Annotated in this window: 20 protein-coding genes and 3 tRNA genes; 16 read left to right on the top strand and 7 right to left on the bottom strand. The window is 67.9% G+C overall.

Annotation, left to right across the window (positions count from 1 at the left end; all coding sequences use genetic code 11):
- Positions 1-170: 170 nt before the first annotated feature.
- A complete protein-coding gene (locus tag ACS5PK_RS11355; protein WP_439440338.1) occupies positions 171-1,829 on the top strand; it encodes a serine hydrolase domain-containing protein in 1,659 nt (552 codons plus the stop codon).
- Positions 1,830-2,039: 210 nt separating this feature from the next.
- Positions 2,040-2,726, top strand: a complete 687-nt coding sequence (locus tag ACS5PK_RS11350; RefSeq protein WP_439440337.1) for a response regulator transcription factor — start codon at positions 2,040-2,042, stop codon at positions 2,724-2,726.
- Positions 2,727-2,744: 18 nt separating this feature from the next.
- Here the strand turns inward: ACS5PK_RS11350 and ACS5PK_RS11345 are convergent, their stop codons facing one another.
- Positions 2,745-3,872, bottom strand: coding sequence for a sensor histidine kinase (locus ACS5PK_RS11345; RefSeq protein ID WP_439440336.1), 1,128 nt, complete (start codon positions 3,870-3,872; stop codon positions 2,745-2,747).
- A 640-nt stretch (positions 3,873-4,512) separates the two neighbouring features.
- Between ACS5PK_RS11345 and ACS5PK_RS11340 the strand changes: the two genes are divergently transcribed.
- On the top strand, positions 4,513-6,078 hold the full coding sequence (locus ACS5PK_RS11340) for a methyl-accepting chemotaxis protein (RefSeq protein WP_439440335.1): 1,566 nt from the start codon (positions 4,513-4,515) through the stop codon (positions 6,076-6,078).
- Positions 6,079-6,702: 624 nt separating this feature from the next.
- Here the strand turns inward: ACS5PK_RS11340 and ACS5PK_RS11335 are convergent.
- Positions 6,703-7,080, bottom strand: coding sequence for a hypothetical protein (locus tag ACS5PK_RS11335; protein WP_439440334.1), 378 nt, complete (start codon positions 7,078-7,080; stop codon positions 6,703-6,705).
- A 472-nt stretch (positions 7,081-7,552) separates the two neighbouring features.
- Here ACS5PK_RS11335 and ACS5PK_RS11330 point away from each other — a divergent pair, with 472 nt between their 5' ends.
- The 5 genes from ACS5PK_RS11330 to ACS5PK_RS11310 all read left to right on the top strand — a co-directional run bounded on the left by ACS5PK_RS11330 (position 7,553) and on the right by ACS5PK_RS11310 (position 10,757).
- A complete protein-coding gene (locus ACS5PK_RS11330; RefSeq protein ID WP_439440333.1) occupies positions 7,553-9,709 on the top strand; it encodes a TonB-dependent siderophore receptor in 2,157 nt (718 codons plus the stop codon).
- A 223-nt stretch (positions 9,710-9,932) separates the two neighbouring features.
- A tRNA-Asn gene (locus ACS5PK_RS11325) sits at positions 9,933-10,008 on the top strand.
- A gap of 129 nt (positions 10,009-10,137) precedes the next feature.
- Positions 10,138-10,213 (top strand) — tRNA-Asn (locus tag ACS5PK_RS11320).
- 60 nt (positions 10,214-10,273) lie between these two features.
- A tRNA-Asn gene (locus ACS5PK_RS11315) sits at positions 10,274-10,349 on the top strand.
- A 63-nt stretch (positions 10,350-10,412) separates the two neighbouring features.
- Positions 10,413-10,757 (top strand): zinc ribbon domain-containing protein YjdM, encoded by a 345-nt coding sequence (locus ACS5PK_RS11310; RefSeq protein WP_439440332.1) that lies wholly within the window; start codon positions 10,413-10,415, stop codon positions 10,755-10,757.
- Between the two features lie 6 nt (positions 10,758-10,763).
- On the opposite strand, the gene ACS5PK_RS11305 is transcribed toward ACS5PK_RS11310, so the two are convergent.
- Complete coding sequence (locus ACS5PK_RS11305; protein WP_439440357.1) at positions 10,764-11,651, bottom strand: AraC family transcriptional regulator; 888 nt, start codon at positions 11,649-11,651, stop codon at positions 10,764-10,766.
- 209 nt (positions 11,652-11,860) lie between these two features.
- On the opposite strand from ACS5PK_RS11305, the gene ACS5PK_RS11300 reads away from it, so the two are divergent.
- On the top strand, positions 11,861-12,406 hold the full coding sequence (locus tag ACS5PK_RS11300) for a carboxymuconolactone decarboxylase family protein (RefSeq protein ID WP_439440331.1): 546 nt from the start codon (positions 11,861-11,863) through the stop codon (positions 12,404-12,406).
- A 9-nt stretch (positions 12,407-12,415) separates the two neighbouring features.
- Here the strand turns inward: ACS5PK_RS11300 and selD are convergent, their stop codons facing one another.
- Positions 12,416-13,474 (bottom strand): selenide, water dikinase SelD, encoded by a 1,059-nt coding sequence (selD, locus tag ACS5PK_RS11295; RefSeq protein WP_439440330.1) that lies wholly within the window; start codon positions 13,472-13,474, stop codon positions 12,416-12,418.
- Between the two features lie 85 nt (positions 13,475-13,559).
- Here selD and mnmH point away from each other — a divergent pair, with 85 nt between their 5' ends.
- The 3 genes from mnmH to ACS5PK_RS11280 all read left to right on the top strand — a co-directional run bounded on the left by mnmH (position 13,560) and on the right by ACS5PK_RS11280 (position 17,879).
- A complete protein-coding gene (gene mnmH / locus ACS5PK_RS11290) occupies positions 13,560-14,612 on the top strand; it encodes a tRNA 2-selenouridine(34) synthase MnmH (protein ID WP_439440329.1) in 1,053 nt (350 codons plus the stop codon).
- Between the two features lie 97 nt (positions 14,613-14,709).
- Complete coding sequence (locus ACS5PK_RS11285; protein ID WP_439440328.1) at positions 14,710-16,962, top strand: M1 family metallopeptidase; 2,253 nt, start codon at positions 14,710-14,712, stop codon at positions 16,960-16,962.
- Entirely contained in the window at positions 16,959-17,879 is a 921-nt protein-coding gene (locus ACS5PK_RS11280; RefSeq protein ID WP_439440327.1) for a hypothetical protein, read from the top strand. Before ACS5PK_RS11285 ends, ACS5PK_RS11280 begins: the two co-directional genes overlap by 4 nt.
- 29 nt (positions 17,880-17,908) lie before the next feature.
- On the opposite strand, the gene ACS5PK_RS11275 is transcribed toward ACS5PK_RS11280, so the two are convergent.
- The 3 genes from ACS5PK_RS11275 to ACS5PK_RS11265 are packed head-to-tail and all read right to left on the bottom strand — an operon-like array spanning position 17,909 to position 20,462.
- A complete protein-coding gene (locus ACS5PK_RS11275) occupies positions 17,909-18,388 on the bottom strand; it encodes a carboxymuconolactone decarboxylase family protein (protein ID WP_439440326.1) in 480 nt (159 codons plus the stop codon).
- A 50-nt stretch (positions 18,389-18,438) separates the two neighbouring features.
- A complete protein-coding gene (locus tag ACS5PK_RS11270) occupies positions 18,439-19,386 on the bottom strand; it encodes an RNA polymerase sigma-70 factor (RefSeq protein WP_439440325.1) in 948 nt (315 codons plus the stop codon).
- A 50-nt stretch (positions 19,387-19,436) separates the two neighbouring features.
- Positions 19,437-20,462, bottom strand: coding sequence for an AraC family transcriptional regulator ligand-binding domain-containing protein (locus ACS5PK_RS11265; protein WP_439440324.1), 1,026 nt, complete (start codon positions 20,460-20,462; stop codon positions 19,437-19,439).
- Positions 20,463-20,643: 181 nt separating this feature from the next.
- Here ACS5PK_RS11265 and ACS5PK_RS11260 point away from each other — a divergent pair, with 181 nt between their 5' ends.
- From ACS5PK_RS11260 to ACS5PK_RS11245, 4 genes are all read left to right on the top strand, one after another.
- Positions 20,644-21,846, top strand: a complete 1,203-nt coding sequence (locus ACS5PK_RS11260) for a lipid-transfer protein (RefSeq protein ID WP_439440323.1) — start codon at positions 20,644-20,646, stop codon at positions 21,844-21,846.
- Between the two features lie 21 nt (positions 21,847-21,867).
- Positions 21,868-23,031, top strand: coding sequence for an acyl-CoA dehydrogenase family protein (locus ACS5PK_RS11255; protein WP_439440322.1), 1,164 nt, complete (start codon positions 21,868-21,870; stop codon positions 23,029-23,031).
- A gap of 73 nt (positions 23,032-23,104) precedes the next feature.
- Complete coding sequence (locus ACS5PK_RS11250; protein WP_439440321.1) at positions 23,105-23,659, top strand: hypothetical protein; 555 nt, start codon at positions 23,105-23,107, stop codon at positions 23,657-23,659.
- Positions 23,660-23,707: 48 nt separating this feature from the next.
- Positions 23,708-24,109, top strand: a complete 402-nt coding sequence (locus ACS5PK_RS11245; RefSeq protein ID WP_439440320.1) for a hypothetical protein — start codon at positions 23,708-23,710, stop codon at positions 24,107-24,109.
- The last annotated feature ends 62 nt before the right edge of the window (positions 24,110-24,171 follow it).

Below are 24,171 nucleotides of genomic sequence, written 5' to 3'. Positions count from 1 at the left end.
GATGCAGGCGCGCAATCCATGGGGGGCCGTGAGCGCTCCCGAACGGCAGCCGGACCGTCCCCCCGCCCGCGCAGTCTGTCGCACCGCCGCTGCAGGCATGCCGGCCGATTGACATAGTCGCGCCCTATGCCATGGCAGCCGCCAGCGCAGAACAACAACGAGGACATCCCATGCCCGCATCCACCCCGCGCCTGCGCGCCCTGCCCCTGCTGATTTCCGCGTGCCTTGCCCTGGCCGCTGGCACTACCCGCGCCACCGAACTCGACACCGCCAAGATCGACGCCGTGTTCGCCGCCTTCACCCCGCAGACGCCCGGCTGCGCCCTCGGCGTCTATCGCGAGGGTCAGGTCTTGCTGGCACGCGGCTATGGCCTGGCAGACCTGAACCATGGCGTGCCCATCACGCCCGACACCGTGTTCGACATCGGCTCCAGCTCCAAGCAGTTCACCGCCCTGGCCGTGCTGATGCTGGCCAAGGAGGGCAAGCTGGACCTGCAGGACCCGGTGTCCAAGCACCTGCCCGAGATGAAGGCGCTCGGTCAGCGCTTCACCATCGCCCAGATGCTGCACCACACGGCCGGCCTGCGGGACTACAACGAGCTGCTGCTCCTGGCGGGCCGCGACATGGGCGACGTCACCAGCTCCGCGGACGCGCTGCGCCTGCTGGCCGCCCAGCAGGGCCTGAACTTCGAGCCCGGTACGCGCTTCAGCTACAGCAACAGCGGCTACTTCCTCGCAGCCATGATCGTCGAGCGGGTCAGCGGCCAGAGCATGGACGCCTTCCTGCAGGAGCGCGTATTCAAGCCGCTAGGCATGACGGTGACCCATGTGCGCACCGACCACACCGTCGTGGTGCCGCACCGCGCCACGGCCTACAGCCAGAACGGGCCGACCAGCTTCGCCATCGACATGTCCAACTGGAACCAGCCCGGCGACGGCGCGGTGCAGACCCATGTGCGCGATCTCGCGCGCTGGGACGGCGAGCTGGCCAGGCCCACGGTCATTGACCCGACCCTGCTCAAGGCTCTGCAGACGCCGGGCAAGCTTGCGGACGGCTCGGCCATCCAGTACGGCCTCGGTCTGTCCATGGACCAGTACCGCGGCTTCGCACGCGTCCACCATGCAGGCGCCTGGGGCGGCTACCGCGCGGTCGTGATGCGCTTCCCCGAGCAGCAGCTGGGCCTGGCGCTGACCTGCAATGCTGCGCAGGCGAACCCGGTGGCGCTCGCGCAGCGTGTGGCCGACATCGCGCTGCAGGGCCAGTTCAAGGAAGCGCCAGCCACGCAGGCGGCCCCGACCGCTGCGCCGGCAGGCTTCGATCCTGCCATCTTCATCGGTCTCTATGAGGGCGAGCCCGGCGACCTCCTGCACATCGAGAAGGCGGCCTCGGGCCCGCTCACTCTGCGACGAGGCGGCGGCGGCGCGGCCCTGCGTCCGCTCGGCCCGCGCCGCATGCAGAGTGCCAGCGGCATCACCCAGCTTGACTTGGCGGACGACGGCAAGACCCTCACGCTGACACGCAACGATGAGCCCAAGCCGATGTCCTTCAAGCGCCTGCCCGACTACCGCGCCAGCGCTGCCGAGCGGGCCGCACTGGCCGGGCGATACCACAGCGACGAGTTGGGCGCGGAATGGACGCTGTCGAACCAGCAGGAGGGGCTGACGCTCAAGGGCTCGGGAAGCGGCGAGGCGATGCTGGTGGGCGTCAAGCCGGATCTGCTGGAGGGCCCGGGGTTCAGCCTGCGCGTGGAGCGGGATGCCAAGGGTGTGCCCGTGGGCATGGTCTACGACAGTGCGCGGACGCGGGGCATCCGGCTCTCGAAACGCTGAGGGCCGGTGGCGGTAGGTGGCGGTAGGTGGCGGCAAATGGCGACGGAGGACACCATCGCCATCTAATCCCCAGGATGCATTCCTTTGTCGCCGCATTGATGTGCCAGGAGTCCGCCGCGCGTCGGGCTGCTGGACTCCTGATGCGATGGAATGGGGCAGGGCCTCCGGCGTTTCACGCTAGGATGTCAAGCCCATAGACGCTAGGCACCCATGCTGCCCAAAACTCTGGCCCTGATCGACGACGATCGCGAATACAGCGACGGCCTTTCCCGCTACCTGGTCGAGCGAGGCGTTGCCGTGGACACCTTCGCAGACAGCAACGAGCTTCTCGTCTGCCGTGACCCCTACCGATATGACTTCTACGTCACGGACCTGATGCTGCCGGGCGTGGACGGCGTCGATCTCATCAAGATTCTGCGCATGCGCACCAACGCCGGGGTCCTGGTGGTGTCCGGCCGCCTGGCCAGCGACACCTTCAAGCAAGTGGTCACGGCCGGCGCCGACATGTACCTGGCCAAGCCCGTGCAGTTCGAGCAGGTCGAGATCGCGATCGAAGCGGTCTGCCGGCGTGCTTCCCCGGAAAGTGCGCAGCACAGCGAGTGGTTCTTTGACCGCCGCGAGGCGCTCCTCGTGGCCCCCGACGGCGCGCAGGTCGAGCTCAGCGACGCCGACGTCGTCCTGCTGGAGTGCTTCATCGAGGCACAAGGTGAATTCGTGTCACGGGAGGCGCTACTGCAGCGCCTGGGCCGATCCGGCGCGGGCGATGCATCCGGCGGGCTCAATGCCATGATCTTCAGGCTACGCCGCCGCATCGAGCGAGCAACGCCCGCTGCAGTCCCGCTGCAGACGAAGTCGGGGGTGGGCTACGCCTTCAGGGCGCCTCTCACCTCTCGTTAGCCGGCAGTCCCGCCAGGATCAGCTGTCCGTCTGGCAAATGGTCAGCCTGAACGTGGTGCCCCGCTCACTCGTGCTCAGCACTTCGGCGGTGCCGCCATGCAACTGCATCACCTGGCGAACGATGTAGAGGCCCAGACCGTTCCCTGAGCCCTTGCCACTGCCGCGAGCGCCCCTCGTGAAAAGGGCGGATGCGAGGCTCATGGGAATGCCAGGCCCCTCGTCCGTCACATCGATCAGCAAGGCCAGCGGATCATCGGAATCCGCGATGCGAAGGACGACCTGCGAAGCCGGCGGCCCGAACTTCAGGGCATTGGCGATCAGGTTGCGAAGCGCAAGACGCATCAGGCTCATGTCAAGCATGGCCGTGCGCGTCGCGGTCGCCCTGATCACGTGCACCCGAGCCCGCTCACTCTCGGGCATGTCACCGATGGCCACGGCGATCAGCGCGTCAATGTCGGTGTCCGTCTTCTGAATCGGCCCGGGCCGGGCCAGCAGGGCGGCCACGGCCAGCGTGTTGTCAATGCTGGACTGCACCTGGCCCAACACGGACTGGGCGCGTTGCAACTGGTCAATCGCCAGGTCCTGCCCCAAGTTCTTCAGCAGGCGATGGGCTGTCTGCATGGCAGCGGAAGCATTGTTCAGCGGCTGACGCACCTCATGCGCCAGCACCTCCAGCATCTCCGTGCGCTCAGAGAGCAGTTCCTGCAGATGACTGGCGTGCTCCTCAATCTGATGCCTGAGGGCCTCTTCACGCCTCAGGGCCGCCTGGGTTTGCTTCAGCTGCGTCACTTCGGTGACCTGCACCAGAAATCCGCGCACCGTCCCGCCGACGATGTCGGGAATGTACTCGGCAAGACTGTGCCGCTTGACGCCATCCGGCCCCGGAATGATGCGTTCAAACACCTGCCGCTCACCAGCCAGGGCTGCCCGCATGTGGGGCTCATTCAGCGCGAAAAGCGCCGGCCCCAGAAGCTCCCGGATGGAGGTTCCCAGGAGATTGCCTGGATTGACGCCGAACCAGCGCTCGTAGGCTCGGTTGGCGAATCGGCAACGAAGGTTCTGGTCCCAATACGCCAGCATGGACGGCACCCTGTCCACCAGCAGGCGCATGTAGTAGTCCGGTCCACCGTACTGTTCATCGTTCATACCTTGGGTGCCTCGCTGCATGGCTGGAATCTGCGTCGCCATTGTCACCAGTCCGCGGCGGCGCCAGCCCCCGGCGGGCGAATGCGCACCGCGGTTGCGCCACGGCCATGCGCTCAGGCCCGCCCAGCATGCAACGCACCGGAGCCCGCTCCCATCGGCTCGCCGGGCATGGACGCCGGGAAGCAGGTGGCGAGCCCGGCCATGGGATCAGCGGAAGCAGTGCCCTCAACCCCTTGCTTGGCCGGTCGGAGGCAAAGCGCCCGTCTGATCTCTGCCTGATTCCCATCAGGATTTGCGTATTTATGCACTTATTTGATGCATAGCGAATTTATTCGATGAATGCAAACAAACTTTGCTGCATCATGAACCAGCGTTCCAGCACAGGTGCCGACTCAGCGTCAGCGCCCGGCCGCCGAAGACTTGCACGCCGACTTGCTCCGCCCATGACCTGCCAAACCAAGTTCAGTACCGCGCCAGAGGCAGCGTGTTGCAGGGCTTGTCAGCCCAGGCATGGAGCGAACCCAGGCCGGACGAGCCGTCGCTACGCATGGCCGTGATCCAAGGCCTGGACGACAAGACAAGGACCTATCTGCAATAACGCGTCAACACTCGCCAAATTGGGCAGAAGTACGGAGTGGACATGTCGATTCAATCTCTTTCGGTCAAGGCCAAGCTCTCATCCGCGTTCGGATTTCTGTGCTTCATCTTCGTCATGGTGTCGATACTCGCGCTGAACGCACTCTCCACGGCCAGCGAGAATTTCGCCCAGTTTGTGCACGGGACCAACGCGCGACTGCTGCTGTCCTATGAAGCACGCACCTCCGTCGAATTGCGTGCCATCGCGGCAAGAGATCTTGTCAATGCCGCCGCCAGCGACGTGCAGGCGATAAAAGCTGAGGTGTCAAAAGCCCATCTGAAGGTCACCAAGGATCTTGAAGACCTCGGGAAAATGGTCGGCGACGCCCGAGTCACCGACACGGAGCGGAAGTTGTATGCGGAACTGGCCGACGTGGAGCGGAAGTACGCCCCTGTTGCCCTTGCCATCGTCGAGCTGGCCAGCAATGGCCAGCGCGAGGCGGCGGTGGCAAAAATGAACCAGGAATGCCGCCCGCTTCTCTCATCGCTGGTGAAGGCCGCTCAAGCGTACCGCGACTTCTCCGCCGCCCACTCGTCGGAGCTCGTTGAGCAGGCTGCGCAGGCCTATTCCACCAAGCGTTCTGCCTTGCTGATTGCCTGCCTGCTCACCGCCTGCGCGGCGATTCTCGCTGGATATGCCATCACCAGAAGCCTCAGCCGTGCGCTGGGCGCGGAACCCGGCGTGCTGGGGCAAATCGCCCAGAAGGTTGCCTCCGGGGACCTGAGCGCCATCGAGGCCGGCCCTATCCCGGATGGCAGCGTCATGCATTCCTTGGTGGGCATGCAGCAAAGCCTCGCAAAAATCGTGGGCGTCGTGCGCCATGGCAGCGAGAGCATCGCGACCGGCACATCGCAAATCGCGACAGGCAATGCCGATTTGAGCCAACGCACGGAAGAGCAGGCGAGCAATCTTCAACAGACCGCGGCCTCGATGGAACAGTTGGCCGGCACCGTCCGGACGAGTGCCGATACTTCGCGCGAGGCCAATCGCCTGGCCTCGGATGCCGCGGGCGCAGCCATCCGCGGTGGGGAGCAAGTGGGCCAGGTGGTTCATGCCATGCGCGAGATTGCGGCGTCCTCCTACAAGATTGCGGACATCATCAGCGTCATCGACGGCATCGCGTTCCAGACGAACATCCTGGCCCTCAATGCGGCCGTCGAGGCCGCCCGCGCAGGAGAACAGGGGCGCGGCTTTGCCGTGGTGGCCGGTGAAGTCCGTACGCTGGCTCAACGCAGCGCCCAGGCCGCCAAGGAAATCAAGGGGCTGATCACGGCCAGTGTTGAACGCGTGCAGGCAGGCTCGGCGCAGGTGGATCTGGCGGGGCAATCGATGCAGGAGATCGTCGAACAAGTCCAGCGGGTCAGCGCCATGATCAGTGAGCTGTCCACAGCGGCGAACGAGCAGTCGCAGGGCATCAGCCAAGTGGGGGATGCCGTTCACCAGCTGGACCAAGTGACTCAGCAGAATGCAGCGCTGGTCGAAGAGACGTCCGCTGCAGCGGAAAGCCTCAGGGTCCAGGCCGCACAGCTTTCGCAAGCAGTCAGCGTGTTTCGTATCAGCGCGGCGTGAGCAGGCTGCGGCGCATGCCAGACAAGCCCGATGCGCCCGCGAGCCGGTGGGCAAGTCGGCTTGCGCCGGGCTCAGTGGCCTGTGCCAAGCAAGCCGCCGAGGCCGCCTTGTCTCTTGCCTTGTCGCCGGGCCAGCGCGCGCTCACAGCCGGTGCCCCCGTGCGCAGCCCTGTGCACCGCCCATAGCCTCGCATTGGCCTGCGGCTGTCGAGTCGCTGATGAGCAAGCGGCAAGCAGGCCCACCCCGAGGCGATCCGTCTCGCCTCAAAGCCAGGGCAGGCACGGGAGAGGCTGGCTCGGCATCACCGTCGGCGATCCGCTGACGACCCTTTCTCCCGATGCCATCACTGCTCTCCTGCTCCCGCAGCATGAGGCGGGGAGGCTGGCGCGCCGGGCCGCATACAATGCCGGCCTCAGCTCACTCATCGAGCTGATTCCGCTAGGGGTGCTGGCTCATCACATGAGCCGGCTGAGAAAGTCCCTTTGAACCTGATCGCGCCCAGGCTGGCAGCCTTGCCTGCCCGGGACCGAGGTAAGCCTCAAGCAACAAAGATAAACAAAAACTCGGGCTCCTCAGCCGGCCGGACAGCCATCGCCATGTCAGCTGAGAAGGCGGCGGAGTGAGTCATCGTCCCGCTTTCGACGCCGCTGCTGACGCGTCCCGCGCAGCTGACGCGCGCTCCACCCCCAGCACCCGACCTTCTGGCGAAAGGCTCAACGCAATCCACGCTGTGTTCAGCGAGCCGTCCTTTTCGTAAGGCGCTTCCTGCGGGAACAAAGAACGGAGAAGTTGGTGTGCCTCCGATGCAGTCTTCCCTTTCACCGCGATATCGGCGAGGGTCTGCAGCGCTTCGACCTGGTGCTCGTATTCGTAGAGCGCCTGCTCCCGATAAGTGTTGGTGATGCCTTGGTCAATCGACCGGAAGGCCCACCATCCGTTGGTTCCCAGGAGCGCGATGGCAAGTACGGTGGCTTGCCATTTCCCATTGAATTGAACAGCCAAGAGCCCCTCCTCGAGTCAAAGATGTGCGACGCGCCTATCGCCAAGGACCCTCGCCTTGTCTGAATATGCCGCCACATCTTATCGGCCGGCGATCCATCAGAGGCTGACTCCACAGCGCTTCGCAAGTGGAGAACTGGGAGCTCTGGCGAGACAAGCACTTCAACCGTGATCCGCGGTGAGCTTGGCCCGGCTTTACTGGGGCGCCAAGCGCATGAATCCTGGCGATCAGGCGAACCGCCTACAATTCGCGGTCAGCTTCCTTGTGGAGCTGATTCCGCTAGGGGTGCTGGCTCATCACATGAGCCGGCTGAGAAAGTCCCTTTGAACCTGATCGCGCCCAGGCTGGCAGCCTTGCCTGCCCGGGACCGAGGTAATCCTCGCGCAGGGAAGCACGCACGCCACGGCCTGAGCTCTCAGCAGGCCCTTGATGTGGCCGCTTCGCCGCCCTGCCATCGCTAGAAGCAGTCCGACGATGGCCCGTATCACCCGCTCACTTCCCCATGTCCTCGCCGCCGCCTGCGCGCTCGCCTGCGCACAAGGCGCGACGGCACAGTCCACCGACATCAGCCTCCCCAGCGTGGCCGTCAGCGGCCGCAGCGCCGATGCGCCCGTCAACGTCGGCGGCTTCGGCGACACCCCCGCGGCCAAGCTGCCCTTCCAGGCCAGCGTGCTGAATGCCGACCGTCTGGCGGATGCCGGCCTGAGCAGCCTCGCAGGCCTCGTGAATCTCGACGCCTCAGTGCAGGACAGCTACAACGCCGCCGGCTACGTCTCCTACCTCAAGGTGCGCGGCTTCGAGCTGGACAACCGCTTCAACTACCGCCGCGACGGTCTGCCCATCAATGCCGAGACAGCCCTGGCCCTGGGCAACAAGAGCAGCATCGAGGTCTTCAAGGGCACCAGCGGCATCCAGGCCGGTACGAGCAGCCCCGGTGGCCTCGTGAACCTGGTGGTGAAGCGCCCGACGACGAAGCTGCTGAGCGCCACCCTGAGCGTCTCCGAGCGCGGCACCACCGAAGCAGCACTGGACTGGAGCCAGCGCTTCGGTGCCGGCGAGGCCTTTGGCGTGCGCGTCAATGCCGGCAGTGCGCAACTGCGTCCCGAGCTGAATGACGCCAAGGGCAGCCGGCACCTGCTGGCCGTCGCCGCCGATGCAAGGCTCAGCAGCGACACCCTTCTTGAAGCCGACCTCGAATGGAACCGCCAGTCCCAGCGCAGCCAGCCGGGCATGAGCCTGCTGGGTGACCAACTGCCTTCTGCCAAGGATTTCGACCCGCGCATCAACCTCAACAACCAGGAATGGAGCCTGCCGGTGGTCTTCGACAACCGCCATGCCTCCCTGCGCCTGACCCAGCGCCTGAACGCTGACTGGCGGGCCCAGGCCCATCTGGGCATGCAGCGCTTGAAGACGGACGACCGCCTGGCCTACGCCTTCGGCAAGTTCGACCCCGCCACCTACGACTGCAATCCCTGCGACCGCTATGCCGCCGATGGCAGCTTCTCGATCTGGGATTTCCGCAGCGAGAACGAGCGCCGCAACACGGACGCCCTGGATCTGTCCCTCGCGGGCCGCCTCAGCACGGGCGCGCTTCAGCACCGGCTGAGCACCGGCGTGCTGCTCAGCCGCTTCGAAAGCCGCTTCCAGCAGCAGGCCTACAACCTCGTGGGCGTCGGCCGCATCGACGGCCAGAGCCGCGTCCCCGCCGACCCCAGCCTCACCGACGAGAACACCAAGCGCGACGAGCGCAGCACCGAGTTCTATGTGCGCGACGCCATCCAGATCGACACCCAATGGCAGGCCTTCCTGGGCCTGCGCCACACCCGCCTGCAGCGCGACAGCATCCGCACCAACGGCTCGCGCGCAACCAGCTACTCGCAAAGCCTCAACACCCCGTGGATCGGCCTGAGCTACGCACTGAGCCCCAGCCTCATGGCCTACGGCAGCTGGGGCCAGGGCATGGAGTCGGACGTCACGCCCAACCGCAAGCGCTTCGGCACCCAGGCCGGCCAGGCCCTGCCGGCGATCAAGAGCCGGCAGATGGAGCTGGGGATCAAGTCCGGCAGCAGCACGGTGGACTGGTCCATCGCCTGGTTCGACATCCAGCGCCCGGCATGGGTGGACGTCGGCGCCTGCGATGACGCCACGCCCGGCTCCTGCACTCGCGTGCAAGACGGCAGAGCCCGCCACCGCGGCCTGGAGGCCCAGGCAGACCTGAAGTGGAGCGGCGGCGGCCTGCTGGCCAGTTGGATGGAACTGAAGGCCCGCCGCGAAGGCAGCGCGGACGCCGCCACCAACGGCCTGCAGCCCACCAACGTGCCCAAGCGCAACATCAAGCTGCAGCTGCGCCAGAACGTGCTGGCGGGCCTGCAAGGTCAGCTGGGCCTCGTCTATGAAGGCCCGCGCGCCGTACTGCCGGACAACAGCGTGATGATCGCCGGCTGGACCCGCCTGGACGCTGGCCTGCGCTACGAACAGGCCATGGGCACGCGCCTGTACACCTGGCGCGTGGGCGTGGACAACCTGACGGACAAGCGCGCCTGGCGCGAAAGCCCCTACCAGTACGGCCACGCCTACCTCTACCCCCTGGCCCCGCGCACCTGGCGTGCGAGCCTGGAGGTGACGCTGTAAGCAAGCTGAGCGGGTCAGGCTGAGGCTGGCCCAGGTGGCTGTCGGCTGTCGACTGTCGGCTGTCGGCTGGCGGCTGGCGGCGCAGCCTGGCCAGGGCGAAGCTGTGCTGGCGCAGGCAGGATTGGCCGAGGGGAGGCTGTCAGTGCCCCTAAGGGCTTTCCTGGCGCCCTGCACGCCATGCTTGTGGAAGCCCAGAAATTCTGTCTATAATCCAAGGCTCTGTTCCCCGATAGCTCAGTCGGTAGAGCGCCGGACTGTTAATCCGTAGGTCCCTGGTTCGAGCCCAGGTCGGGGAGCCAAGAACAGAAAGCAAGGTGGATTGAGAGATCTGCTGAGCACCCAAGGCCACCTTGATGCGAATCCTGGTGGCCTTGCTATTTATGAAGGCCTGCTTTTTGCGCAGCAGTGAGCAGGCTGTACCGATCAAATCCCCGATAGCTCAGTCGGTAGAGCGCCGGACTGTTAATCCGTAGGTCCCTGGTTCGAGCCCAGGTCGGGGAGCCAAGAACAAGAAGCATCAAGACGCCCGCGCGCCACCGTATGCGCGGGCTGACATAGAACGATTCCCCGATAGCTCAGTCGGTAGAGCGCCGGACTGTTAATCCGTAGGTCCCTGGTTCGAGCCCAGGTCGGGGAGCCAAATCGAAGCCTCGCTGCACTTGCAGCGGGGCTTTTTCTTTTCCTCCGCGTCAGAGCCACCGCCATGAGCACCCTCCCCCCCTGCCCCCAATGCGCCTCCACCTACACCTACGAGGATGGCGCCAACCTCGTCTGCCCGGAATGCGGCCATGAGTGGTCGGCCCAGGCCTCCGCGGCCGAAGGCGCCGAGGAAGCCCGCGTGATCAAGGACGCGGTGGGCAATGTGCTGCAGGACGGCGACACCGTCACCGTGATCAAGGACCTGAAGATCAAGGGCTCGTCCCTGGTCGTGAAGGTGGGCACCAAGGTCAAGAACATCCGCCTCTCCGACGGCGACCACGACATCGACTGCAAGATCGACGGCATCGGCGCCATGGGCCTGAAGTCGGAGTTCGTGAAGAAGGTCTGAGCCTCTTCAGCGGGCCTGTCTCGCCAGCCACTCCCGCGGCGAACACCCCATGCGCTGCGCAAAGGCCCGCGAGAAAGCCGAGGGGGTGGCATAACCCAGCGCGTCGGCCAACTGCTTGACGGGCTGCCCCTGCCGCAGTGCCTGGCAGGCAAGGCCCAGGCGCCAGCCCAGCAGGTACTCGGCCGGGGTATCACCCATCAAGTCCTTGAACAGGCCCGCGAAACGGCTGCGGGACATACCCGCCGCCGCGGCCATGCGCTCCAGGCTCCAGGCATCGCCAGGCCGTTCATGCACCGCCACGAGCGCACGGGCCAGCTGCGGATGGCCCAGACCGCGCAGCAGCCCGGCCGGCAGACCGCTGGCCTCCGGATGGGCCAGCATCCAGCGCAGCAGCTGCATCAGCAGGACCTCGAACAGCCGGTCCGCCATCAGGCGCTGGCCGCACTGCACGCGCCCGGTCTCGGCGAAGAGCAGACCAAGGCAGGACTCCAGACCCTCGACCTGCGCCAGCGGCAGCACGATCAGCGGGGGCAGTGCGCGCACCAGGGGATGGGCGTCCCCGCCCTCGAATTCCAGCGTGGCGCAGGTGAAATCCGAGCCCTCGGCGGGCGCGTTGTGGAAGTCATGCGCCAGCGGGCGGGGATAGAAGAGCAGGCTGGGCTCGCGCACATGCAGACGTCGCGCCATGCCCGGGTCGGCAGGATGGCTCAGCGTCATCTCGCCCCGCCGCATCACATGCAGAAAGCCGCGCCCGGGCTCGGCCGCGAAATGCGTGGTCCCGCACAAGGGCCCCGCGTGGAAGAGATGGGCCCGCACACGGCAGCGCTCCAGAAGGCCGGACAGTCGGTCCAGCCCCCCATCCCCCTGCACGCCCACAGTCTCCTGCGGAGCCATCACGGGGTCAGGTCTTGCTGTGTCATTCATGGGCTCATGTCTGCGCTAAGGCAGTCCTCGTCAGGCAGCGCCGGGCGGCGTGGCAGGCTCAATTTTGTACCAATTGGATATTTTCAAGGACGATTTAAACCATTTCATCCTTCCTGGCGCGACAAACTGGCGCCATGCCTCAGGGCATGTCAAGCCACCCACCGATGAAAGGATCGACCATGAACCGCCTCTCCCTCCCCACCCCGGACCAAGCCCCCGCCGCCAGCCGCCCCGTGCTGAACCAGATCCAGCAGGCCTTCGGCAGCACGCCGCAGATGTTCCGCACCGTGGCCCATTCGCCCGCCGCACTGCAGGCCATGTGGGCCTTCTTCGGCGCCCTGGGCGGCGGCACGCTGGGCGCCAAGCTCGGCGAGCAGATCGCCGTGGCCGTGGCTGACCGCAACCGCTGCGACTACTGCCTGGCCGCCCACACCGCCCTGGGCCGCAAGGCCGGCGCCACGTCCGAGGAGCTGCGCGCGGCGCAACAGGGCGAGTCCGCCGACCCGCGCACCGCCGCGGCCCTGCGCTTCGCGCTGCAGTTGGTCGAGCACCGCGGGCAGTTGCAGGACGCGGATCTGCAGGCCCTGCGCGCGGCCGGCTTCACGGAAGGCGAGACGGTGGAGATCCTCGCCCATGTGGCCCTGAATCTCTTCACCAACTACGTCAATGTGGCCTTCCAGGTGCCGGTCGACTTCCCGCCGGTGCCCCTGAGCCGCGCGGCCTGAAGCCTCGGATCAGCGCAGCTGCAGACGCGCCGGGCTGCCGTCTGGCGCCTGCAGCTCGCCGATCTCGGCCGCCTGCGCAAAGCCGGCGTCCTGGAAGCACTGCAGCACCTGGGGCACGGCCTCCGGGCTGCAGCTCACCAGCAACCCGCCGCTGGTCTGGGGGTCGGTCAGCAGAGCGCGCTGCCAGTCGGACCATCCCTCGACACCGGCCACCTCGTGGCCATAGGCAGCCCAGTTACGGGTCGAGGCCCCGGTCCAGATGCCTTGCTGCGCGAAGACGAGGGCACTGTGGATCAAGGGCATGTGCCGCCAGTCCACCGCCGCCCGCAAGCCGGAACCGCGACAGATCTCCAACAGATGGCCGGCCAGGCCGAAGCCGGTGACGTCGGTGATGGCGTGCACGGCGTCCAGCTGCGCCAGTTGGGCGCCCACCTTGTTGAGCCGCGTGGTGTGGGCCAGCATCTCCTGGTAGCCCGCCGCGTCCAGCAGGCCCTTCTTGAGAGCGGCAGAGAGCACGCCCACGCCCAGGGGCTTGCCCAGGACCAGGCGGTCGCCCGCGCGCGCGTCGGCATTGCGGCGCACTTTCTTCGGGTGCACCAGGCCCAGGGCCACCAGGCCGTAGATGGGCTCGACCACGTCGATGGAATGCCCGCCCGCGATGGGGATGCCCGCCTCGCGGCAGACGCTGGCGCCGCCTTCGAGGATGCGGCCGATGACATCGGGGCTCAGCGTGTTGATGGGCATGCCCACGATGGCCAGGGCCATGATGGGCGTGCCGCCCATGGCGTAGACATCGGACAGCGCGTTGGTCGCGGCGATGCGGCCGAAGTCGAAGGGATCGTCGACGATGGGCGTGAAGAAGTCCGTGGTCGCCACCAGCGCCTGTTCCTCGTTGAGCTGCCAGACGGCGGCATCGTCGCTGGTCTCGGTGCCCACCAGCAGCTGCGGCGGCACCACGCCTGGCGCGGTGCGGGCCAGGATGTCGGACAGCAGGCCCGGGGCGATCTTGCAGCCGCAGCCGCCGCCGTGGGCCAGCTGGGTGAGTCGGGGAGCGGTGGAATCGTTCATGGCGTGAGCAGGTGAGGCATCCCATCCGGCGTGAAGCCCGCCGGATTTCTGCGAGGATTGTGCCGCCTGTCAGGAAGCCGCCCCCATGTCCCGCCCCCGCCCCATCACGCCCGAGCGCATCCAAGAGTTCGACTGCATCGTCGACGCCCGCTCGCCCGCCGAATACGCCCTCGATCACCTCCCCGGCGCCATCAACTGCCCGGTGCTGGACGACGACGAGCGCCGCATCGTCGGCACCCTCTACAAGCAGCAGGGCACCTTCGAGGCCAAGCGCGTGGGCGGCGCCATGGTGGCGGCCCAGCTGGCGCGGCACCTGCGCGAGACCTTCGCCGACAAGCCCAAGTCCTGGCGCCCCCTGGTCTACTGCTGGCGCGGCGGCATGCGCAGCGGCACCATGGTGCAGTGGCTGCGCCTGGTCGGCTGGGACGCCCAGCAGCTGCATGGCGGCTACAAGGCCTTCCGCGCCCATGTGATGGAGCGCATCGCCACCCTGGCCCCGCAGCTGAAGCTGCAGGTCATCTGCGGCCCCACGGGCAGCGCCAAGACCGCCCTGCTGCAGGCCCTGCTGGCGGCCGGCGCGCAGGTGCTGGATCTGGAGGCCCTGGCCCGTCACAAGGGCTCCATCCTGGGGCGCTGGCCCGGCCAGGAGCAGCCCTCGCAGAAGGCCTTCGAGACCGCGCTGGCCCAGGCGCTGCAGGCCTTCGACCTGGCGCGCACGGTGTTCGTGGAGGCCGAGAGCCGCAAGATTGGTCGCCTCATGCTGCCGGACGCCGTGCTGAACGCCCTGCGCGCCGCGGACTGCATCGCCATCGAGGCCCCGCTGCATGCCCGGCTGGCCTACCTGCTGCAGGACTACGCCTACCTGGGCCACGACGGCGAGGAACTCGCCACCCTGCTGGGCCAGCTCAACGCCAACACCGGCCTGCATGCCAAGGACACCATCGCACGCTGGCAGGCCTGGGCACGCGCCGGCCAACTGGCACCGCTGTTCGAGGCGCTGATGACGGAGCACTACGACCCGCTTTATGCACGCTCCCAACGCAGCAATTTCCTGCGCCTGGCGCAGGCCCGGCCGCTGGTGCTGCCGCGCCTGGATGGGCAAGACCTGGCACTGGCTGCGCAGGGCTTGATGCGCTGACGCGCCCCGTGTGCTTGGTCATGCGCATATGTCCGGGGTTGTGGCGGCGGCTCTCGGCGTTATCCAATGCGCACTCCGACGCTGAGTACATCCGACCATGCCTGCATTGCCTGCCTGGACCCGACGACGCCACACCTGGCTGCTCGCCCTTCTCGTGTTCCTGCTGGCGCTGGGCGGCTGGAAGCTGAGCTCTCACGACAACGACGAAGACGCGCCCGCGGCGCCCTTGAGCTCCGCCTCCACGCCTGAGGCAGCGGTTCCGCCCTCCCCGGACGGCATTCCTCTTGCAGGGCCGCTGGCCTCAGCCGTGCGGACCTCCAGCGACTCCAAGGCCTGGGGCGGCCCCCGCAGCGGCCAGGAAGCCACGCTGTCCGACCGCGTGGTGGACTACCGCATCGAGGCAAGACTTGACCCCGTGCGCCACACCATAGACGGCAAGCAGCAGCTGCGCTGGCGCAACCGCAGCGACCGCGAGGTGCGCTCGGTCTACCTGCACCTCTACCTGAACGCCTTCGAGGGCGAGGGCAGCACCTTCATGACGGAGAAGCGCCAGGGCTTCGCCTTCCGCACCGATGTCGAGTCCGAGGAAGGCGAGTGGGGTCGCATCGAACTGCGCAAGGTCCAGCAGCAGGGCCGCGCCGTGCCCTACCACTTCGTGCAGCCGGATGGCGGCCCCAGGACCGACCGCACCGTGGTCCGCCTGGACCTGCCCCAGGCCGTGCCGGCGGGCGCCAGCACCGTGCTGGACATTGACTTCTTCGACCAGTTGCCGCGTGTCGTGGCCCGTACCGGACACTTCGGCAGCTTCCACCTCGTGGCCCAGTGGTTCCCCAAGATGGCCGTGCTGGAACTGCCTGGCGAACGAGGTGCCACCGAGCCGCGCTGGAACGCCCACGAGTTCCACCTGCACAGCGAGTTCTATGCCGACTTCGGCAGCTACGACGTCACGCTGGACGTGCCGGAAGGCTATGTGGTGGGCGCCACCGGCGAGGAACAGGGCGCGCCGCGCAAGGTCGACGGGCGCAGCATCCACCGCTTCGTCCAGGGCGATGTGCACGACTTCGCCTGGACGGCAGACAAGCGCAGCGCGCAGCCCCTGACGGGCCGCTGGAGCTTCCCCGGCAGCCCCGAGGTGACGATCAAGGTGCTCTCGCCGCCGGAATACGCCCACACCATGCCCAGCGTGCTCAAGGCCACGCAGGACGCGCTGACCTGGTTCTCCAAGACCCTGGGCCCCTATCCCTACCGCACCGTCACTGCCGTGATCCCGCCCTTCAATGCGGGCGAGGCCGGCGGCATGGAATACCCGACCTTCTTCACCACTGACGCCTACAAGAGCGACAAGGAAGGCACGATCGAGCGCTTCGGACTGGACTTCGTCACCATCCACGAATTCGGCCATGGCTACTTCTACGGCATCCTGGCCTCCAACGAGTTCGAGGAGCCCATGCTGGACGAGGGCATGAACCAGTACTGGAACCAGCGCATGTTGCTGGCCGCGGGCCGCCGCATCCCCGTGGCCACGGATTTCATGCAGCGCCTGGGCATCAACCCCAGCGTGGACGTGTTCGATGCCGAGCGCATCGCCTCCCAGGGCAATCCGCCGGACGGCCTGGGCAGCAACGCCTGGCACCGCTATTCCAGCGGCAGCTACGGCAGTGTCTACGCCCGCACCGCCACCGTGATGCGTGGGCTGGAACTGCAGCTGGGCACCGAGGTGATGGACCGCGCCATCCAGGCCTACTACCAGCGCTGGAAGTTCCGCCACCCCTCCGTGGCCGATCTGCGCGACGTGCTGGCTGAGGTCTCCGGCAAGCCGGCCCTGGTCGATCAGGTCTTCAACACCCATGTCTATGCGGCGGCCGGCGTCGATGACCGGGTCGAGAAGCTGGAGAGCGTGGAGGTGGAACCGCCACTGGGGCTGTACGGTCCCAAGGGCAGCGAAGTGACGGCGTCCCAGCGCAGCAAGCAGCTCAAGGCCCAGCGCAAGGCCTGGGACAAGACCCATCCTGATGCCCAGGCCAAGGACGGCGGCGCCCTGCCCTATCGCAGCACCGTCACGCTGCGCCGTCGCGGCGCAGCCCAGCCGCAGACCCTGCTTGTCCGCTTCGCTGACGGCAGCGAGGAGAAGGTGGTCTGGGACGACCAGGAACGCTGGAAGCGCTACAGCTGGGTCAAGCCGGTCAAGGCGGTCTCGGCCGAGCTGGATCCGCAGCAGGCCCAGCGCCTGGACATGAGCGTGGCCGACAACAGCCGCCGCCTCAAACCCGACAGCAGTGCCACCCGCCGCCTGATCAGCGACGCTGGCGCCGCCCTGATGTCCTTCCTCGCCCTGCTGAGCACGCTATGAACACGGTGACCGACATGGGCTCGCCCCTGCCCTCCTCCCGCTCCGACCGCCCCTCCCCCTACGCCGCCGCCCTGCAGTCCGGCCTGCGCCTGGGCCTGCAGTGGCGCCTGCTGCTGAGCTGGCTGCTGATGCTGGGGCTGTCCACCCTGCTGGCGCTGCTGCCCCTGTGGAGCGCCCTGGGCGACTACTTCAACCGCTCGCTGGCGGCCGAGCGCCTGCTGCAGCACCTCGACCCCTCGATGCTGGTGGATGCCATCGCCAACCTGCCGCAGCGCGGCTACAGCCCCCTGTCCGGTCTGCCGGGCCTGGTGCTGGCCGCCTTGTGCCTCCCCTGGCTCAGCGGCATGGTGCAGACCGCTGCGCGTTTCCATGTGGGCCGGCCCACCCTGGGCCAGCTGTGGCTGGGAGGCTGGAAGGAATATCCGCAGATGGCACGGCTCTGGCTGTGGGGCCTGCTGCCCCTGGGCGCCACCGCGGCCCTGATCGGCGGACTGACGGACATGGTGGACGAGCAGGCGCGGCACTGGCTGCTGGAGTCGGACCTGGACCTGCATCGCCGCGTCATCCTGCTGCTCGGGCTGGCCCTGCTCCTGCTGGTCATGGCCTCGCTCGATGCGGCACGTGCACTGCTGGTGCTGGAGCCAGGCCGCCGTTCGGTGGTCAAGGCCTGGGGCAGCGCCGTGCGCGGCCTGCTGCGCCGCCCTTCCCGCCTTTGCCTGAGCCTGAGCCTGTTGCTGCTGGGCCTGCTGCTGGCCGCCCTGCTGGGCTGGGCACGCATCCAGGTGCTGCCCATCGGCCCCCTGGGCCTGGCGGGCGCGGCCCTGCTGAGCCTGCTGCTGGTGCTGGCCCTGGCCTGGCTGCGGGCCGCCCGGGTGTTTGCCCTGGTGCAGTACGGGCGCCAGGTGGGCGCCCGCTGAGACTTCCTTTGAGGCCCGAGAGGGTCAGGTCATGCCAGGCCGGCCGACGCCAGTCCGTAGGCCTCGTCCTTGGAGCCCGGCACGGTCGCAAAGGCGATGGCCAGGCGGTTCCAGCCGTTGATGGCCACGATGGCGAAGCTCAGGGCCGCCAGTTCCGCCTCGCTGAAATGGGCGCGCACGGCCGCGTAGTCGGCGTCCGCCACGCCGTGGGCGGGCAGCTGGGTGAGCAGTTCGGTCCAGGCCAGGGCCGCCCGCTCGCGTGGCGAGAACAGCGGGGACTCGCGCCAGATCGCCACATGGTGCAGGCGCAGCGGGCGCTCGCCGTGGAGGTGGGCCTCCTTGACGTGCATGTCCAGGCAGAAGGCGCAGCCATTGAGCTGCGAGGCCCGTAGCGTCAGCAGGTCCGCGAGCGAGGGTTCCAGCGGGCCTTTCTTGAGGCTGAGGGCAAAGTCCAGGTACTTCTTGAAAGCCTCGGGGGCCTGCTGTGTGTAGTCGAGACGAGAGGACATGGAAAGACTCCTGAAGTGAATGGAGCCCAGGCACCCCGGGCTTTCATCACTCAAGACGCAGCCGCCTCCCGCCTTGTGACAGCCGCCGCCCAGGCCTCGGCCAGGCCCTTCAGTTTCTCCGGGTTGCGCTGCGTGTAGATGCGGGTGATGCGCTGGCCGTCGGTCTCCAGGCACTGGGCGGACTCCAGCCGCCCGTCGATGAAGCGCAGCAGGCCCCACTGCCCGTTCAGGCGCACAATCGCCAGTTGCAGGGCGTGCAGGCCCCGCGCATGACGCCGCCAGGCCGCGAAATACAGCCGTGCGATGCGAGCCGCCCCGGCCAGCACCCGGCCGAAGCTGGGCACCACACCGCCGCCGTCGCTGATCAGTTCGGCGTCCTCGGCCAGCAGGGCCTGCAGGCGGCGGAAGTCGCCTTGCCGCGCGGCCTCGGCAAAGCCGGCCAGCAGGCGGTAGTGGGTGTCGGCCGGGACCTGGTAGCGCGGCCGCTGCGCCTTCAACTGCCCCCGGGCGCGGGAGATGATCTGCCGGCAGGCCGCCTCGCTCTTGCCCAGGGCCTGGGCCACCTCCGCGTAGTCGGCGTCAAAAACCTCGCGCAGAAGGAAGGCCGCACGGGCCTCAGGCGTCAGCCGCTCCAGCAGGGTCAGGAAGGCCATGGAGATGTCGTCGGCCCGCGCCAGCTGCTCCTCGGGCGTGGCCGGGCCCTCGACGTGCGCAGCAGGCAGCCGCGCGTCCAGCTCCAGCCAGGGCTCGGGCAGCCAGAAGCCCACGTAATGCGCTCGCTGCGCCTGAGCCGCGCGCAGGTGGTCGATGGACAGGCGCGTGGTCACCGTCACGAGCCAGGCCTCGGCATTGGCGATGGCGTCCTGCTCGGCGGCGTGCCAGCGCAGCCACACGTCCTGCACCAGCTCCTCGGCCTCGGCGCGGGAGCCCAGCATGCGGTAGGCGATGCCCTGCAGCCGGGGGCGGAGCTGCTGGAAGAAACGGGTGGGGTCGTTCATGCCAGGCAAGACGAATCGGGGCGGCTTCTTGTGACAAGCAGGGCCACCGCCTAGCGCCCCTGCCGGTAGGCCCCGGGCGGCAAGCCGGTCCAGTGCTTGAAGGCACGCTGGAAGGCCGCCGTGTCCGAGAAGCCCAGCTCGATGGCCAGCTTGGCCAGCGGCGTGTCGCTGGTGTGCAGGCGGTAGATGGCCACCTCGCGACGCAGCTGGTCCTTGAGCGCCTGGAAGCTGCTGCCCTCGGCGGCGAGACGCCGCTGCAGCGTGCTGGGCGACATGTGCAGGGCCTGCGCAGTGCGCACCAGGTCTGGCCACAGGGGCTGGGTGCGCTGCAGGTGGGAGCGCACGCGGCCGCTGGTGCCGGCATCGCGCCGGGGCAGGATCACCTGCACAGGCACGTCGGCCATGAAGGCACGCAGGGCCTGCTCGTCCCGGCACACGGGCAGCTGCAGGCGCCCGGCCTGGAACCACATCGCGCTGCGGGCGGCCTCGAACCGCCAGGGCGCGGGAAAGATGGGGCCATAGCCCTCCGAGTAGCTCGGCCGCGCGTAGGCGAAGTCGAAGCGCACCACCGGCAGCTGCCCGCCCACCAGCCAGGCAAACAGCCGCCAGTAGACGCGCAGCACCAGCTCATGCAGATGCGGATGGCTCGCGGCCTCGGCCCGGTGGAAGTCCAGCGCGACGCCCGCCAGGTCCTGGCCTTCGCGGACCAGGACCAGGCTCAGGTCGTCATGCAGCAGGCGGAACACATGGGCGATGTGGCGGATGGCCTGCTCCAGCGTCGGCGCGGCGATGCCCGCGCGCACCTGCAGGGCGAAGGAACCGCGCTTGGAGGGTCGGGACAGCATGCCCAGCACCTCGTCGTCGTGGCGCTCGATCAGGGCGCGCAGCAGCTGCGCCAGCTGGATCGTGGCGATGCGCGCGCCGGGCTGGTGCAGGGCCTCGTCGGGGATGCCGGCCTCGCGCAGGAGCTCGCTGCCGTCGATGCCACGCCGGCGCAGGCCGGACAGCAGATTCAGCGCGAACTCGATGCCCACGGTCAGGGCCGGGGCGGGCGGGGCAGGCTTGCGGGCAGTCACAGCCCGCCACTGTAGCGCCCGGCGCCGCCACCGCGGCCCGCGCCCGGGCGAGGTGAAATGACATCGGGCTGACGTCTTTTGCAATCGCCGCGGCGCTCCGCGCTGCCTAGCATCGGCGGATGGCCGGCCCCGGAGCCGGCGCCAAGCCACGCTGAAGGGGCTGTCCCGAGGAGCAGGAACCATGAATCGCAAGGTCTTCGTCGCCGGGGTCGGCATGATCCCCTTCACCAAGCCCGGTGCCAGCGCGCCCTATCCGCAGATGGCGGCGGAGGCCACACGGCGGGCCCTCGCCGATGCCGGCATCGCCTATGGCCAGGTGCAGCAGGCCTATGCGGGCTATGTCTACGCCGACAGCACTGCCGGCCAGCGCGCGCTGTACGAGGTCGGCATGACGGGCATCCCGGTGATCAACGTCAACAACAACTGCTCCACCGGCTCCACCGCCCTCTTCCTGGCGCGCCAGGCCGTGGAGAGCGGCGCGGCGGACTGCGTGCTGGCCCTGGGCTTCGAGCAGATGAGCCCCGGCGCGCTGGGCTCGGTCTTCAAGGACCGCCCCAGCCCCTTCGACCGCTTCGACCAGACCACGGACGAGCTGGTCGGCCATGCCGAGATCCCGCTGGCCCTGCGCTACTTCGGCGGCGCCGGCCTGGCGCACATGCAGCAGTACGGCACGCAGCTGAGCACCTTCGCCAAGATCCGCGCCAAGGCCAGCCGCCATGCCGCGAACAACCCGCTGGCGCTGTTCCGCACCGTGCTCAGCGAGGAGGAGGTGCTTCAGGCGCCCGCCATGTGGCCGGGCGTCATGACCCGGCTGATGGCCTGCCCGCCCACCTGCGGCGCGGCGGCGGCGCTGGTCTGCTCCGAGGATTTCGCGGCGCGCCACGGCCTGCGGGCCGACGTGCAGATCCGGGCCCAGGCCATGAGCACGGACGGCCCGGCCACCTTCGAGTCGCAGGACATGCGGGAGCTCGTCGGCTTCAGCATGGCCCGCAGCGCGGCCCGCCAGGTCTACGAGGCCGCGGGCGTGGGCCCGCAGGATCTGGATGTCGTGGAGCTGCACGACTGCTTCGCCCACAACGAGCTGATCACCTACGAGGCCCTCGACCTCTGCCCCCTCGGCGGCGCCGAGCAGTTCGTCCTCGATGGCGACAACACCTATGGCGGCCGCATCGTGACCAACCCCTCCGGCGGCCTGCTCAGCAAGGGCCACCCCCTGGGCGCCACGGGCCTGGCGCAGTGCACCGAGCTGGTCCAGCAGCTGCGCGGCGATGCCGGCGCGCGCCAGGTCGAAGGCGCGCGCCTGGCCCTGCAGCACAACCTGGGCCTGGGCGGCGCCTGTGTGGTGACCTTGTACGAGAAGGTCGACCCACGCGCCGCGGCCTGACACGACTGACAGGAGTCCCTCATGCACCCCTCCCTGCTTCCCCGCCTGCACCGCCACCCCTGGATGGACGAGCAGATCGAGGCCTTCCGCGAGCAGGTCCGCCGCTATGTCGCCGCGGAGCTGGCCCCGCAGCTGGAGGGCTGGCGGCGCCAGGGCTACATCCCGCGCCAGGTCTGGCGGCCCTTCGCCGCGTTGGGCTTCCTGCTGCCCGAGCTGGACGAGGCCTGGGGCGGCGCGGGCGCCAGCCTGGCCTACCAGCTGGTCGTGCAGGACGAGCTGGCCCGCGCCGAGATGCCGGCCAACACCGCCGTGCACACCATCGCGGCGCACTACATCCTCGACTACGGGACCGAGGCCCAGAAGCAGCGCTGGCTGCCCGGCCTGGCCAGCGGCGAGCTGCTGGCGGGCATCGCGATGACGGAACCGGGCTGCGGCTCCGACCTCAAGGCCCTGCGCACCCGCGCCCGCCGCGAGGGCGACAGCTACCTCATCGACGGGGCCAAGACCTTCATCACCAACGGCTTCACGGCCAATCTGCTGGTGGTGGCGGTGCGCACCGGCGAGGCGGGCAGCAAAGGCGTCTCGCTGATCGTGCTGGAGACCGAGGACCTGCCCGGCTTCAGCGTCGGCCGCCGGTTGGAGAAGCTGGGCCAGCATGCCTCGGACACCGCGGAGCTGGCCTTCCAGGGCGTGCGTGTGCCTGCCGACCACCTGCTGGGCGGCACGGAGGGCCAGGGCTTTCGCCAGCTGATGAGCCAGCTGCCCTACGAACGCCTGCTGCTGGCCGTGCCGGCGGCCGCCATCATCGAGCGCGCTGTCGAGCTGACCGTCGAGTACACGAGCCAGCGTCAGGCCTTCGGCCAGTCGGTCGCGAGCTTCCAGAACACCCGCTTCAAGCTCGCCGAATGCGCCACCCTGGCCCATGTGGTGCGCAGCTTCGTCAACGACTGCGTGCAGCGCCTGCTGGACGGCACTCTGGACGACGAGGCCGCCTACATGGCCAAGTGGTGGACGACGGAGCAGCAGTGCAAGGTGCTGGACGAATGCCTGCAGCTCTTCGGCGGCTACGGCTACATGGCCGAGTACCCAATCGCACGGCTCTACGCCGACGCCCGGGTGCAGAAGATCTACGGCGGCACCAACGAGATCATGAAAGATCTGATCGCGCGCAAGCTGCTGGGCTGAGGTCGTCATGAAGCGGTCGGCTCGCTGATATCCTCCGCCATCCGCCAATCCCCGGCGCTATGCTCGCAAATCCATGTCCATGACAAAGCCGCCACTCAAGACCCTGGCTGCCGCCCTTCTGCTGGGCTTGTCCGCAGGCGCCTCGTCGCAGAGTGGCTGGAGGGACATGAACGGAGTGGCGCTGCCGGAGAGCGACAACGCCAAGACAAGGCAGGGCTTCAGTGCCTCGCTGATCATCACCCCGGACAAGGACTGGCAGGAAAAGTGGAACACCCCACCGGAAACAGTGCCCAGCTTTCGCACGGCATCCGAAGTTTCCGATGGAGGCGAACTCTTCATCCTGACATTTCTAAGCAACCCCCAGCTTGACGCGACCGGCATGACAGACGTCAGCTGCGATTTCCGGGTGCAGCGTCCAGACGGCAGCCTGTCGGCCGACGAGCACGGCCTGCCCTGCTTCAGGGTGCAGCTGAAGACAGACCCTCGCCATGTCTACCTGTCCACCGCCTCGATGGTGTTCGTGGCCGAGCCGTCGGACGTGCGGGGAACCTGGCGAGTGGAAGTCACCGTGACGGATCGTCAGAGGCAGGTCAGCATCCCACTGCAGTCCTCGTTCACCTTGAAGTGAAGATCGCCGTGCACGCTTTCCGCCATGAGGTCCAAAGCATCGGCCGTCATGGAAGTCGTTGAGCTCAGCTTCGGGCCCGAGGGCCATGACACGCTTCGCCTGGAACTCGGTGCCCTGGGCCGGGAACGCTATTACGTCAACCAGGAGCTCGCCTACAGTCACTGCAGCCTGATGCCACGCGGCCTGCGCCAGTTCCGACACCGGCAGCACCAGTTCACCGTCAAGGTCTGCATCGGCGTGCGAGCGGTCAAGGGAACAGTGCACGTCGACGGCCAACTCCTCAGCGACGATCTCTTCTCAGCCTTCAATGCACGCCTGGCACAGCGCCGGCAGCATCGCCATGCCCTGCGCGAGGCCCGGACTGGCTTCGGCCGCCTGTTCGCCCGCCTGTTCGTCTGGCTCAGCTGCTGCCTGCTGGCGTTCGCCCTGATGAAGTCTTGCTTGGGCTGAGACCCAAGCAGCAAGGCCCGGCCGCTTCACGGCGCCGGGCCTTGTTCATGGCGATGGCGGGA

Origin of the sequence: Roseateles sp. DB2 (genome assembly GCF_051857535.1) — a bacterium.
Taxonomy (GTDB): Bacteria; Pseudomonadota; Gammaproteobacteria; order Burkholderiales; family Burkholderiaceae_C; genus Roseateles_B.
This window is presented reverse-complemented; position numbering and strand designations above follow the sequence as displayed.

What these genes read in the sequence shown, in the direction of transcription:
- ACS5PK_RS11355 (WP_439440338.1), top strand. Translation starts at nt 171, where the DNA reads ATGCCCGCATCCACCCCGCGCCTGCGCGCCCTGCCCCTGCTGATTTCC.
- selD (WP_439440330.1), bottom strand. Translation starts at nt 13,474, where the DNA reads ATGAACGATTCCACCGCTCCCCGACTCACCCAGCTGGCCCACGGCGGC.
- ACS5PK_RS11330 (WP_439440333.1), top strand. Translation starts at nt 7,553, where the DNA reads ATGGCCCGTATCACCCGCTCACTTCCCCATGTCCTCGCCGCCGCCTGC.
- ACS5PK_RS11300 (WP_439440331.1), top strand. Translation starts at nt 11,861, where the DNA reads ATGAACCGCCTCTCCCTCCCCACCCCGGACCAAGCCCCCGCCGCCAGC.
- ACS5PK_RS11350 (WP_439440337.1), top strand. Translation starts at nt 2,040, where the DNA reads ATGCTGCCCAAAACTCTGGCCCTGATCGACGACGATCGCGAATACAGC.
- ACS5PK_RS11285 (WP_439440328.1), top strand. Translation starts at nt 14,710, where the DNA reads ATGCCTGCATTGCCTGCCTGGACCCGACGACGCCACACCTGGCTGCTC.
- ACS5PK_RS11345 (WP_439440336.1), bottom strand. Translation starts at nt 3,872, where the DNA reads ATGAACGATGAACAGTACGGTGGACCGGACTACTACATGCGCCTGCTG.
- ACS5PK_RS11280 (WP_439440327.1), top strand. Translation starts at nt 16,959, where the DNA reads ATGAACACGGTGACCGACATGGGCTCGCCCCTGCCCTCCTCCCGCTCC.
- ACS5PK_RS11275 (WP_439440326.1), bottom strand. Translation starts at nt 18,388, where the DNA reads ATGTCCTCTCGTCTCGACTACACACAGCAGGCCCCCGAGGCTTTCAAG.
- ACS5PK_RS11310 (WP_439440332.1), top strand. Translation starts at nt 10,413, where the DNA reads ATGAGCACCCTCCCCCCCTGCCCCCAATGCGCCTCCACCTACACCTAC.
- ACS5PK_RS11305 (WP_439440357.1), bottom strand. Translation starts at nt 11,651, where the DNA reads ATGGCTCCGCAGGAGACTGTGGGCGTGCAGGGGGATGGGGGGCTGGAC.
- ACS5PK_RS11245 (WP_439440320.1), top strand. Translation starts at nt 23,708, where the DNA reads ATGGAAGTCGTTGAGCTCAGCTTCGGGCCCGAGGGCCATGACACGCTT.
- ACS5PK_RS11270 (WP_439440325.1), bottom strand. Translation starts at nt 19,386, where the DNA reads ATGAACGACCCCACCCGTTTCTTCCAGCAGCTCCGCCCCCGGCTGCAG.
- mnmH (WP_439440329.1), top strand. Translation starts at nt 13,560, where the DNA reads ATGTCCCGCCCCCGCCCCATCACGCCCGAGCGCATCCAAGAGTTCGAC.
- ACS5PK_RS11255 (WP_439440322.1), top strand. Translation starts at nt 21,868, where the DNA reads ATGCACCCCTCCCTGCTTCCCCGCCTGCACCGCCACCCCTGGATGGAC.
- ACS5PK_RS11250 (WP_439440321.1), top strand. Translation starts at nt 23,105, where the DNA reads ATGTCCATGACAAAGCCGCCACTCAAGACCCTGGCTGCCGCCCTTCTG.
- ACS5PK_RS11260 (WP_439440323.1), top strand. Translation starts at nt 20,644, where the DNA reads ATGAATCGCAAGGTCTTCGTCGCCGGGGTCGGCATGATCCCCTTCACC.
- ACS5PK_RS11340 (WP_439440335.1), top strand. Translation starts at nt 4,513, where the DNA reads ATGTCGATTCAATCTCTTTCGGTCAAGGCCAAGCTCTCATCCGCGTTC.